The organism is Marinifilum sp. N1E240 (assembly GCF_009295825.1).
Lineage (GTDB): Bacteria > Bacteroidota > Bacteroidia > Bacteroidales > Marinifilaceae > Marinifilum_A > Marinifilum_A sediminis.
In genome coordinates this window covers 559,862-572,345 of the sequence record NZ_WHKF01000001.1, presented here as the reverse complement: position 1 = coordinate 572,345, position 12,484 = coordinate 559,862, and the positions used below count along the sequence as shown (strand labels likewise).

The following is a 12,484-nucleotide window of genomic DNA, read 5'->3' as shown; positions in this document are numbered from 1 at the left end:
ACAAATTTAATATCATGCACAAAAAGTTAATTTTATTATCGATCGTATTCTTTATCACATCCTACGTTGCCCAAGCTCAATTTAATAAAGAAAGATATGGAGCAGATTATACTTTTATAGGTAAAGGTAATTCAGATGAAGGAGGAGATGTCTCTTTTGAAAAGTATGACTTTAGAATTACTTTCCCTAAAAAGTTAAAAAATCCAGGTTCGAGGCTCTTTCACAAATTTGAATATGCTAAAACCAATATCGATTATGGTACAACTCCAATTGTAGATGCAGAACTAGAAAGTTTCCATTCTATTTCTTACACTTTTGGTTTTGCAAAACCATTAAAAAATGGATGGTATTTTAATGCTTTCATTAGTCCTAGCGTGGCTTCAAATTTTGAATCATCTATTAATTTTGATGAATTAAATTTGTTTGGAATGGCTTTGTTTACAAAACCAATAAATAAACAGAAAAATCTAATGCTAAGTTTAGGTGCATTGTATTCAAATTCATTAGGATTTCCAGCGCCATTACCTGTTGTAAGTTTAATGTGGAAGCCAAATAATAAGTGGACAATTAACTTTGGATTTCCAAGATTTGATATCAACTACAAAGCAAGTGAATCGACTCTAATAGGAACCAATTTAATTCTAGCTGGGGAAAATTTCACCTTAACGGATGATATTGTTGCTGACGGAAGCGATCAAAAAGTTGATAACATTCGTATGATGAATGTTGCCGTAGGTTTGTTCTTAAATCAAAAAATTACAAAAAAGATTAGCCTTAACGTGAATTCAGGTTACACATTGACACGAAATTTTGAATTTAATGATGGCTCTGATAAAGTAGTAGATTTTGACTTGGATAACAATTTATATATCAAAGCAGGATTCTCGATAGGATTATAAATAAACTTTTTATAGCAGTAAAAGGGGATTTCAATCAGAAATCCCCTTTTTATTTTAGATATTTTACTACAAGATTATTCTTCAAATCGTTTTTCAATAACTCCCCAATTAAGAATACTCCAAAAATTCTCAATATATTTCGGACGAGCATTTTGAGTATCTAAATAATATGCATGTTCCCATACATCCATTGTTAAAATTGGCTTATATCCGTCACGTAATGGAGTGCCTGCATTTGATTTTTTAATTATACTCAACTTTCCTGCAGAATCAACTACTAACCAAACCCAGCCGGAACCAAAAAGAGTGGCACCAGCTTTCGAGAATTCTTCTTTAAAAGCATCAAAAGAAGTAAACTTATCCTTTATCGCTTTTAGTAATGATCCCTTTGGTTCACCTCCTCCATTAGGTAGAAACGCTTCAAAGTAAAACGTATGATTGTATACTTGTGCTCCATTATTAAAAATTCCACCTTCGGAATGCTTCACAATATCTTCAAGACTTGCTATTTCAAATGCAGTACCTTTAATCAGTTTGTTTAGGTTTGTTACGTAAGCCTGATGGTGCTTTCCATAATGATACTCTAATGTTTTTTGACTAATGTGTGGCTCAAGATCACTTAAACCATAAGGCAATTTAGGTAGTTTGTGTTCCATGATTTTGCTTTTTTGATTTAAGCTTTAATTTCACAATAAAAATTCAATTATTCAATAAAAAAATACAAAAAGGCCGATTCTAAAATTAGAACCGGCCCCAAAATCAAAAAAACAATAAACAAAACTAATCCTGAAAGCGTTTAGCCACTTCCTCCCAATTTACTACTTCCCAAAAAACTGAGATGTAGTCTGGTCTTTTATTCTGAAACTTTAAATAATATGCATGTTCCCAAACATCTAATCCTAAAATTGGTGTTCCCTTTACATCGGCAACATCCATAAGCGGATTATCCTGGTTTGCAGTAGATGACACAACTAGTTTTCCGTCAGCCTGCTTTACTAGCCAAGCCCAACCCGAACCAAATCTAGTTGCTGCTGCTTTGGCAAATATTTCCTTAAATGAATCAAACGATCCAAAATCTTTTTCGATAGCTGCAAATAAATCACCGGTTGGTTTTCCTCCACCATTTGGTGACATAACCTTCCAAAACAAGTCGTGATTAAAAAAACCTCCACCATTATTTCGAACGGCTACTGAATGTTTTGAAATATTTTCAAGAATACTTTCAATACTTTCACCTTCTAAATTGGTTCCAGCAATTGCAACATTTAAATTATTTGTATATCCCGCATGATGTTTTGAGTGATGAATCTCCATCGTTCTAGCATCTATATGCGGCTCTAATCCGTCGTATGAATAAGCTAACTCTGGTAGCTTAAAAGCCATATATGTATCTGTTTTACTCACAATATTGATCTATTTTATTAACACTAAAACAAAACTAATTTTTATCTAGATTAAATCCAATTAATTTAAAGACTTTTTTGTCTTTTATTTTTACACGCAGTATTACGATCGGTAAAACCGAGATTTTTAGCTACTTTCGTGCTCGAATAAAAGCAACATGAAGTGAATAAGAAAATTCTTAACATAGCAGTACCAAACATTGTGAGCAACATTACCATTCCTTTATTAGGAATAGTTGATTTGGCATTGATGGGACATTTGGGAAAGGTAGATTTTATTGGTGCTATTGCTTTAGGAGGAACTATTTTCAATTTCTTATACTGGGGATTCGCATTTTTAAGAATGGGAACAACAGGAATAACCGCACAAGCCTATGGAGCCAGGAATTTAAGAGAAAGTATTCTCTCTTTATCCAGAGCTTTAGCTGTTGCATTTGCAGGAAGTATTATCATTTTAGTATTACAAAAACCAATTGCCAATCTTAGTTTTTGGCTGATTGATAGTGAGAGCTCTGTAGAAACAATTGCTAAATCCTATTTCTATATTCGGGTTTGGGCAGCGCCAGCTACAATAGGTTTATATGCATTTACCGGATGGTTTATAGGCATGCAAAATGCTAAAATCCCAATGATGATAGCAATTACAGGAAATGTTATCAACATTAGTCTTTCTGCCTATTTTGTCTATGGATTACAAATGGACGCTAGAGGTGTGGCTTTAGGTACTGTTATTGCACAATATTGTAGTTTAGCTCTAGCCATATTTTTTGTTTCTAAATATTACCGGAGATTATTCAAATATTGGAGTGCAAAAGGCATGACGAAAGTGAATGAGTTGAAACACTTCTTTTTGGTCAACAAGGATATTTTTATAAGAACTTTGTGCATTATTTTTGTTTTTACTTTTTTCACAACCGAATCAGCAAGTGTGAATAAGGAAATATTAGCGGTTAACTCTCTCCTGCTGCAATTTCTATTTATTTTCTCCTACTTTATGGATGGTTTTGCATTTGCCGCTGAAGCATTGGTTGGTAAATTTATTGGAGCAAACAATTCCAAAAATTTAGCCCGTGTAATTCGTCTTTTATTTATTTGGGGATTAGGAATAAGTGGTATTTTTACCGCGGCTTATGGATTTTTTGGACTTAATCTTCTATCCATTCTGACCGATGCGGAATCAACCATTTCAATTGCTCAGGAATATCTGAAGTGGGTTATTTTATTGCCTATCTTAAGTTTTGCATCCTTCTTAATGGATGGAATATTTATTGGCGCTACTGCCTCTGTTTACATGAGAAAAACAATGATGGCAGCAACATTATTAATTTTTATTCCACTTTACTATTCATTAAATGGCATTCTCGAAAACCATGGTCTTTGGATTGCCATGTTAGGATTTATGTTGGCTCGTGGTCTATTACAAGCGATCTATTACAGAAAAGCAGTATTAGTTCACTTTAATTAATTCACTTGTAATTTCATTTCAGATAGAAACAGTTCCAGGTTTTCGGTAATTCCATTACTCATCTTTTCACTTGTTGAAAAGTTAGATCTGGAGTTTTCAATTCTGTCTACAACGTAATACCATTGAATCAACTTCACATTTTCTTTCAAGCAAACATATAATACATTAGCAGCCTCCATACTAATTACATCTGGATAATTTTTAAAATAACTGTTCGAAATATCATTAAGCTTTGATGGAATGCTATTACATGTAATACCACTTACCTTTCTAAATTGCTGAAACAAGTCAGGCAAAATAAAATGATTTTCCAATATTTCATCCTTAAATGGCAATTCGTTTTTCTTTCGAATCTTCAAATCAAATAAGGATCCAAATTCGCTTCCAACTCCAAAGCCTAAATCACCAAAATAATCATCTATTATACAAACAAAATTCTCTGTTTCAATCTGATCTTTCAATGAAAAACACTTGCCAATATGTACTATCAAATCATAATCATGAGAATTTACAGCCTTAGTTAATTCGTAGGTTGCCATAGAACTTCCTAATCCTGAGATCAAGATATCTAATTGACAATCATTATATTTAAATCGAGCGTAATTCGAACCTAAATTTTCCACAAGAATTAACTTTCCTATGAAACTCTTTAAACTCTCAAAACCATCAGTTACTATTAAAATATCCATCAATGCAAGAACTTAGCTAAAACAAAGCACGTAAAAGTTTGTTATATAGGTGAAATTTATACTTATTTTGCAGATCGAAAGATCGACTTAAATTAAAACACAAAGTACGAATGGAATTTTCAATCAACGGACAAGAAAATAAGGGATTCACAAAAATAGAAAAATACGATCAGGAAACCATAGAAGAACTGATGTATCACTATAAAAAAGTATTGGAATTACTTGGTGAAGACGCGGAACGTGAAGGTCTGGAAAAAACTCCTTTGCGTGTTGCTAAAGCAATGCAATTTTTAACTCAGGGATATCATATAAAGCCGGAAGATATTTTGCGCTCGGCAATGTTTAAGGAAGATTACAAACAAATGGTGATTGTGAAAGATATCGAAGTTTATTCGATGTGTGAGCATCACATGTTACCTTTTGTTGGAAGAGCTCATGTTGCCTATATTCCAAATGGTCACATTACCGGATTAAGCAAAATTGCTCGCGTTGTTGATGCCTTTGCGCGTCGTTTACAAGTGCAGGAAAGATTAACTACACAAATTAAAGACTGCATTCAGGATACTTTAAACCCTTTAGGAGTTGCTGTTGTTATCGAAGCTCAACACATGTGCATGTCTATGCGTGGTGTTCAAAAACAAAATTCTACAACAACTACCTCTGACTTTACAGGTGCATTTGAGAAAGTTGCAACTCGTGAAGAGTTTATACGACTAATATCTACGAAGACAATCTAAAATAAATAATACTTAGGGTACTTCGACATTAATCCGTTGGCAGAAAGCAAACTAAAATTGCACATTGCGAACGGATTAGATATCTTTGTGCCCGAATAATTCAAAACTTACCATGATGATTGATCCGTCTAACGGATTAAACATTTAAATTGAGAATGAATATGAAAGCATATGTATTTCCGGGACAAGGTGCCCAATTTGTTGGTATGGGAAAAGACCTATACGAAAATTCGGAACTTGCTAAGGAACTTTTCGAAAAAGCGAATGAAATTTTAGGTTTCCGCATTACAGATTTAATGTTTGAAGGAACTGACGAAGATCTAAGACAAACAAAAGTAACTCAGCCTGCAATTTTCTTGCACTCTGTTATTCTTGCTAAAACTTTAGGTGATGATTTCAAGCCTGAAATGGTTGCTGGTCACTCTTTAGGTGAATTTTCTGCATTGGTTGCTAATGGAACTCTATCTTTCGAAGATGGTCTTAAATTGGTTTCTCAGCGTGCTATGGCAATGCAAAAAGCTTGTGAAGTGGAGCCTTCTACTATGGCAGCTATCATCGGTTTAGATGATGAAACTGTTGAGAAAGTTTGTGCTGAAATCGACGAGATCGTTGTTCCTGCCAACTTTAACTGCCCAGGTCAGTTGGTAATTTCAGGTAGCATAAAAGGTATCGAAGTTGCTTGCGAAAAATTGAAAGAAGCTGGTGCTAAAAGAGCATTACCTTTGAAAGTTGGTGGTGCATTCCACTCTCCTTTAATGGAACCTGCTCGTGTTGAGTTGGAAGAAGCTATTGAGAATACAACTTTTGCAACTCCTACTTGTGCCGTTTACCAAAATGTAAATGCAATGCCAATTACTGATCCTGCTGAGATTAAAAAGAATTTGGTTGCGCAGTTAACTGCTCCTGTTCGTTTTACTCAAACAATGGTGAACATGATTGCTGATGGTGCTTCTTCGTTTACCGAAGTTGGTCCAGGAAAAGTAATCCAAGGTTTAGTAAAGAAAGTAGACCGTAAAATGGAAACCGCTGGTGTAGATTCTTATCAAGGATAAAAACTTACATTAAGATATTAAAAAGCTGTTCACATGAACAGCTTTTTTTATGCAATAAAAAAGGAGGCTTACCGCCTCCTTTCATTTATTTATAACTAATTACACTAGTTTGTTTCTTTCCATCCATCAGAATCTCTAATGGTTCTTTAAAACGAACGTGCTTAAAGTAATGCATTTGTTCTATCTTCTCCTGCTTCTCCAATAACTCCATATTTACAAAATTCTGCTCCGAATTGTTCTTTATAGAGAAATAACCCACATTCATTGAGGTTACATTGTGGAAAAAATGTGACCCTAAGGAAGCATCCAAAGGAAAATCTTCTAATCCTTGTTCTACAATCACCTTAGCATTAGAAATTTGAGACCAAAGTACCGGAATTCCTGTAAATTTATCTCTGGTTCCCCAACGACCTGGTCCAAAAAGAACGTACTGTCGATCTTGTTCTTTCATTTTTTGATTCAACACAGCCATCTCCTCTGCCATTTCTTCAGTTTTGATTCTGTCGAACTTATCGAAATCCATATAAATTACATCGCGGATATGATCTACTTTTCCATTCCCCATTCCTTTGTTGGCTAACATTACCAACTTATTGCGCTCTACTTTCGACAGATCAATATCAACACTCATTTCCTGACGGATCAATGGTTTAATCTGTAACAAGTGGAAAGTTGGATTGTGATCCTTTCCTTTAGTAAGATCAACAGCAAATTCGATTTCAACCGGCGCTCCCATTGCTTGCTTAAAGATATTCAACATCACACTAAGTGCGTGAGCAATAGGCACCTGATTGTATTTTAAAATATTCGCAAAATCAACAACACGAGGACCTCTCAAAGATAAATCTGGCTCTAAGCGATCATTTTGAAAATCGTAAACCGATGCACAATGCAATAGATTTCCATCTTTTTCTGCTTCTGATAATTGATACTTAATGGTAACAGCATCTTCACCATCTTTTATCAAATCGATATCCTCTTTTTGCATATCAATAGCATAAAAATACTTCTGGGAATCTTTCATCTGATCCTCAATTGATGCCAATTGTAATTTTGGATGCTCCGGGCAAAAACGGTGGGTTTTCTCTCCTCCTACAACATATTTTCCTAAACCAATTGCAACAACTGCAAAACCATCTTCCGGTTTCATATAAGAGAATGGATAGTAATTGTATGATTGAGCTACGCCACTAATATTTGGATAATATTTGCCATTGTATTCCTGACCAACTACCTCCTGAATAATTACAGCCATTTTCTCCTCTTCAATCTTGTAATCAACGGCGCTAAAATAAGATTGTGCTTCAGGAGTAAAAATAGATGCGTAAATCAATTTAATTGCGGTAATCAACTGATTGTATCTAACTTCAATATCAGAGTCGTTATTTGGTAATAAATAGGTTGCATACACTCCAGCAAACGGCTGCATTAAGGAATCCTCAAACAAACCAGAAGAACGAACAGCAATAGGCTTGTGCATTTCTTCCAAATACTGTCGCAACTTTTTACCCAACTTCTCTGGAATATCACCTTTTAGGAACAAGTCCTTTACCTTCTTGTAATTTTTATCAAGATAAATCTGATCGTAAAGATTGTTCTTCTCAATAAAATTATCATACTCATCAACACCAATTATTGCGGTTTGAGGAATAGATATATTGATGTCTTTTATTAATCGCTTAAAATAAATGTTTTCGATAAAGTTACTTAAGAAAGCCAATCCTCTACCTTTTCCTCCAAGCGATCCTCGTCCCAATCGGACGATATAGTGATTTGAATTTACAATATTCGGTCTAAATCGGATAATTCTACCTCGCAATTGTTTGATTCGTGAAGCCTCAAATACATCTAAACAGAATTTTCTAAGGTCCTTTACAGATTTAAAATCTTCGATTTGATAACGTCGTAATTTCTTGGCTACATTAATTTCTCCACGAGCCATAAGCCATGTGGAAATACCATTTCGTTTGGAATGAAACAGGAGAGATTCATCTGGAATGTATTTTAATTTCTCCTCGAACTCTTCCATTGATTTAGCAACTGCTACACGAGTTCCGCTTTGATTGCGAAATACGAAATCACCAAATCCTAATTTGGTATAAATGAAATTGTAAATATCTAAAGCTAAAGTATCACTGTTTTTATTAATAAAATCAGCATCAACCTGCATAGCTCTTATAGCATTATCTGTATCATGCGATTGCATTAAACATGGAATTTTCATGTTTTTAGCCTGCACATATTTTATTAAATCTACACCTGAATCATCATCCAGTTTACCATTTCTAGCAAAACGTACATCAGAAATTACACACAACAAATTATCCAGATATTTATCAACAACATCCACTGCATCTTCAAAAGTACTCACCAAAATAACTTTTGGTCGGGCACGCATTTTCAGAATTTTATGAAGCTCATCAATATCTCCTTCATCGGATATCACTTTTTGTGTTTGTGTCATTACCGAGGTATACAGTAATGGAAGATATCTGGAATAGTATTTTACTGAATCCTCAGCAAGCAAAATCACACGAACATCACCACTTTTGGTATCTGTTTCTAAATTCATTTTATCCTCGATATACTTGGTCATGGCCATGAATATCTTGGTTGAACCATTCCAAACAAAAACACGATCGATATTGTTCTTTATTTTATCAGCAGCGCGATCGAAATAAGCCAAATCGCTATTGTTATTCACTAAAACCAATACTGGAATTTCTGAATTTACAGTTTTAATTTGTTGACTTAGTTCCAAAGGAGATTGTTTATCCAAACCAGCCATTAAAATCACCATATCATAATGACGATCTTCAAGTGCTTCCAAAGCTTCTTCGTTTGTGGCAACACTCGTAAATCGTGGTGCGGCATACAAATTTAACTGTAGATATTCTCCCACAATTTTATCCGAAAATTGTCCTTCTCGCACAATGGTATAAGCGTCGTAATAGGTTGCTATCAAAAGAATTTCCTTTACTTTATAAGGCATCAATTCCTGAAATATATCCCGATCGTTCTTCTTCCTTTTGTAAATTTTAGAAATCGAAATCTCTTCCATATTAGGTGTTGTTTATATTTTGAATGTGTTTGTTTCCTAGTATAATTATCCTTACAAAATACTAATAATATTGTGGTTTACAATCTGTTTTTAAGACACATTATTTCGCCTGAACAATATTAATATTTACTATTTTAGAATAATTTTTATCTTAAAAAAAGGTTGCCGAAAATAGGTAAAAAAATCCATAAAAAACAAAGAGGAAACTCATGGTTTCCTCTTTACTATAATATCTATAAAATAAAATCTTATTCTACTTTCCAGGTATCACCGCTATTAAGCAAGTCATCCATACACTTAATAGATGCTTGTGCTTTAATATCCTTTATTTGCTGAACCATTTTTTCTTCATAAGAAAGAGCAGCAACATCTCGAATAACACCAAGTGCTACCGGATATTCCGGAGCTGTCATATTAGACAACAACCAGTGCATATGTGGATCTGGATTGTGAGCATCATGAATTAAAATATCCTGTTCACCAATTCCATGTTCGCCAATTGTTACAACAACCAACTTACCATTTCCTCCCATTACAAGACCTTTATTACGCTCTTTACCAAAAATCATTCGTTCTCCATGACGTAAGGTCAACTGAAATTCATCTTTAGTATTTCTATCTGTAATCTGAGCATGTGCTCCATCGTTATAGATAACACAATTTTGCAATACCTCTACAATTGAAGTTCCTCTATGTTTTGATGCATCTAATAGTACTTCAGTTGTCAATTTGATATTGGTATCAATTGATCTGGCATAAAATTTAGACTGTGCACCCAAGGCAAGTTCTGCTGGATGAAAAGGCTGCTCGATAGTACCAAAAGGAGATGTTTTTGTAACCATTCCCTGCTTAGAGGTTGGTGAATACTGTCCCTTTGTAAGACCATAAATCTCATTGTTGAAAAGAAGAATGGTCATATCGATATTTCTACGAACTGCGTGAATAAAGTGATTACCTCCAATTGCAAGTGCATCACCATCCCCTGAAACCTGAAGAATTTCAAGATCAGGATTTGCTGATTTTACACCAGACGCAATCGCTGCTGCTCTACCATGAATTGAATGAAATCCGTAAGTATCCATATAATATGGGAAACGAGATGAACAACCAATACCAGAAATAACGGCAAATTTTTCCTTTGGAATTTCCAAAGCTGCCATTGCTTTCTGTACCGAATTCAATACACCATGGTCTCCACACCCAGGACACCATCTTACTTCCTGATCACTCTTAAAATCTTTTGGAGTCAATTTCTCAGGGGCTGCTTGCTTTAATAATGAATCTGCCATGATTATTTCTCCTCCAATAATTCGTTAAACTTCTTCTTTAATTCCAAAACTGTAAATGGTAATCCTTGTAATTTATTGTATTGGTGAAATTTAATATCCTGGAAACTGCTACGTAAATACTCAGCAAATTGTCCATCATTCAATTCACAAACAATAACTTTTTTATATCTACTTAATACCTCTTCGGTATTCTTTGGTAGTGGGAAAATATAATGGAAATGTGCAAGTGCGATGCTTTTACCATCTGCAATTAACTCTCTTACTGCAGTAGTTAGGTGCCCATAGGTTCCTCCCCATCCAACAACCAATACATCGGCATTTTCTTCACCTTTTACTGGTAAATCAGGAATAAAATTAGCCACGCGACGAATTCTTTCCGATCTGATATCCGTCATCACCTGGTGATTCTCTGGCACATAAGATACTGTACCAACTACATCCATTTTTTCAAGTCCACCAATTCTGTGTTCTAATCCTTTAGTTCCTGGCACAGCCCACTTTCTTGCAAGTTTCTCTTCATCTCTTGCATATGGCAGATACTCTTCGCCTTCTTTTGCTATAGGTACAGTAATATCCGATAAATCAGCCATTTTAGGAATGCGCCAAGGTTCAGCTCCATTTGCTAAAAATCCATCAGTAAGAAGGATAACCGGAGTCATATGTTCCAATGCGATCTTACTAGCTCGATAAGCGTACTCGAAACAATTAGATGGTGTACTTGCTGCAATTACCGGCATTGGACACTCACCACTTCGTCCGTGAATGGCTTGCAATAGATCCGATTGCTCAGTTTTTGTAGGAAGTCCTGTTGATGGTCCACCTCGCTGTACATTCACGATTACCAAAGGCAATTCTGTCATAACAGCTAAACCTGCAGCTTCTGTTTTCAAGGCCAATCCTGGTCCTGATGTAGTAGTAACGGCAAAGTTACCAGCAAAACTAGCGCCTATTGAAGTACAAATACCAGCTATCTCATCTTCAGCCTGGAATGTTTTTACACCCAGATCTTTTCTAGCGGCTAACTCCTGAAGAATTTCAGTTGCAGGTGTAATGGGATAAGATCCACAAAACAATTCCAATCCTGCTTTCTCCGCAGCTGCAATCAATCCCCAGGCAGTTGCCTTATTACCTGTAATATTTCTATAAGTACCCTTTTTAATTTTCGCAGGAGCAACGCTAAAATTATACGCTAAAGCCTCAATTGTTTTAGCAAAATTGTATCCTGCTCGTAAAACTTTTTTATTAGCATCTACAACTAAAGGATACTTCTTAAACTTACTACCTATAAACTCTTCAGTATGATCTAATGGACGATCAAACATCCAGTATACCATTCCTAAAGTAAACATGTTCTTGCTTCGGATGATACTTTTTTGATCCAGTCCTGAATCCTTTAAACATTCTTTTGTTAGAGTAGTAACCTTAGCTTTAATTAGATTGTAATCCGCAAGCATATCATCCTGCAAAGGATCCGAATCATAACCTGCTTTTTCAAGATTCCTCTCTGTAAAACTATCTTCGTTTACAATAATAGTTCCACTTGGTTTTACCCATCTTAAATTTGCTTTAAGTGCTGCTGGGTTCATTGCTACCAAAACATCGGCAAAATCACCTGGTGTATTCACCTCGCTGTGACCAAAATGCAATTGGAATCCCGAAACACCACCTACTGTACCTTGTGGAGCTCTAATCTCCGCAGGATAATCAGGAAAGGTTGCTACATCATTTCCGAATAATGCGGAAGTATCAGAAAATTGGGTTCCTGTTAGCTGCATACCATCTCCGGAATCTCCAGAAAATCGAATTACAACTTCTTCCTTTTCAATGACTTTTGTCTTTTGACTCATGACTGTTTGATTTAATCTTAGATTAAATTCTTCTGTTTTATT

General features: G+C 35.1%; 10 protein-coding genes. 4 read left to right on the top strand and 6 right to left on the bottom strand.

The window, feature by feature from the left end:
• Positions 1-14 precede the first annotated feature (14 nt).
• Positions 15-899, top strand: coding sequence for a DUF6268 family outer membrane beta-barrel protein (locus tag GCQ56_RS02535; protein ID WP_152732817.1), 885 nt, complete (start codon positions 15-17; stop codon positions 897-899).
• Positions 900-973: 74 nt separating this feature from the next.
• Here the strand turns inward: GCQ56_RS02535 and GCQ56_RS02530 are convergent, their stop codons facing one another.
• Positions 974-1,555, bottom strand: a complete 582-nt coding sequence (locus GCQ56_RS02530) for a superoxide dismutase (protein ID WP_152732816.1) — start codon at positions 1,553-1,555, stop codon at positions 974-976.
• 124 nt (positions 1,556-1,679) lie between these two features.
• Entirely contained in the window at positions 1,680-2,282 is a 603-nt protein-coding gene (locus tag GCQ56_RS02525; protein ID WP_152733299.1) for a superoxide dismutase, read from the bottom strand.
• 183 nt (positions 2,283-2,465) lie between these two features.
• On the opposite strand from GCQ56_RS02525, the gene GCQ56_RS02520 reads away from it, so the two are divergent.
• Positions 2,466-3,767 (top strand): MATE family efflux transporter, encoded by a 1,302-nt coding sequence (locus GCQ56_RS02520; protein WP_299992960.1) that lies wholly within the window; start codon positions 2,466-2,468, stop codon positions 3,765-3,767.
• Here GCQ56_RS02520 and GCQ56_RS02515 read toward each other — a convergent pair.
• Positions 3,764-4,456, bottom strand: coding sequence for a hypothetical protein (locus GCQ56_RS02515; RefSeq protein WP_152732815.1), 693 nt, complete (start codon positions 4,454-4,456; stop codon positions 3,764-3,766). The two genes, GCQ56_RS02520 and GCQ56_RS02515, sit on opposite strands and share 4 nt — an antisense overlap.
• Positions 4,457-4,566: 110 nt before the next feature.
• On the opposite strand from GCQ56_RS02515, the gene folE reads away from it, so the two are divergent.
• Both folE and fabD read left to right on the top strand, forming a co-directional pair.
• A complete protein-coding gene (folE, locus tag GCQ56_RS02510; protein ID WP_152732814.1) occupies positions 4,567-5,193 on the top strand; it encodes a GTP cyclohydrolase I FolE in 627 nt (208 codons plus the stop codon).
• A gap of 161 nt (positions 5,194-5,354) precedes the next feature.
• A complete protein-coding gene (gene fabD / locus GCQ56_RS02505; protein ID WP_152732813.1) occupies positions 5,355-6,245 on the top strand; it encodes an ACP S-malonyltransferase in 891 nt (296 codons plus the stop codon).
• An 85-nt stretch (positions 6,246-6,330) separates the two neighbouring features.
• Here the strand turns inward: fabD and GCQ56_RS02500 are convergent, their stop codons facing one another.
• From GCQ56_RS02500 to GCQ56_RS02490, 3 genes are all read right to left on the bottom strand, one after another.
• Positions 6,331-9,306 (bottom strand): PEP/pyruvate-binding domain-containing protein, encoded by a 2,976-nt coding sequence (locus tag GCQ56_RS02500; protein WP_152732812.1) that lies wholly within the window; start codon positions 9,304-9,306, stop codon positions 6,331-6,333.
• Between the two features lie 248 nt (positions 9,307-9,554).
• The gene (locus tag GCQ56_RS02495; protein WP_152732811.1) at positions 9,555-10,595 is read right to left on the bottom strand and encodes a 2-oxoacid:ferredoxin oxidoreductase subunit beta; all 1,041 of its coding nucleotides are present in this window, start codon (positions 10,593-10,595) and stop codon (positions 9,555-9,557) included.
• A 2-nt stretch (positions 10,596-10,597) separates the two neighbouring features.
• Entirely contained in the window at positions 10,598-12,442 is a 1,845-nt protein-coding gene (locus GCQ56_RS02490) for a 2-oxoacid:acceptor oxidoreductase subunit alpha (RefSeq protein WP_152732810.1), read from the bottom strand.
• Between the last annotated feature and the right edge of the window lie 42 nt (positions 12,443-12,484).

Coding starts and splice junctions, on each gene's coding strand:
- fabD (WP_152732813.1), top strand. CDS start 5,355: ATGAAAGCATATGTATTTCCGGGACAAGGTGCCCAATTTGTTGGTATG.
- GCQ56_RS02535 (WP_152732817.1), top strand. CDS start 15: ATGCACAAAAAGTTAATTTTATTATCGATCGTATTCTTTATCACATCC.
- GCQ56_RS02495 (WP_152732811.1), bottom strand. CDS start 10,595: ATGGCAGATTCATTATTAAAGCAAGCAGCCCCTGAGAAATTGACTCCA.
- GCQ56_RS02530 (WP_152732816.1), bottom strand. CDS start 1,555: ATGGAACACAAACTACCTAAATTGCCTTATGGTTTAAGTGATCTTGAG.
- GCQ56_RS02500 (WP_152732812.1), bottom strand. CDS start 9,306: ATGGAAGAGATTTCGATTTCTAAAATTTACAAAAGGAAGAAGAACGAT.
- GCQ56_RS02525 (WP_152733299.1), bottom strand. CDS start 2,282: ATGGCTTTTAAGCTACCAGAGTTAGCTTATTCATACGACGGATTAGAG.
- GCQ56_RS02515 (WP_152732815.1), bottom strand. CDS start 4,456: ATGGATATTTTAATAGTAACTGATGGTTTTGAGAGTTTAAAGAGTTTC.
- folE (WP_152732814.1), top strand. CDS start 4,567: ATGGAATTTTCAATCAACGGACAAGAAAATAAGGGATTCACAAAAATA.
- GCQ56_RS02490 (WP_152732810.1), bottom strand. CDS start 12,442: ATGAGTCAAAAGACAAAAGTCATTGAAAAGGAAGAAGTTGTAATTCGA.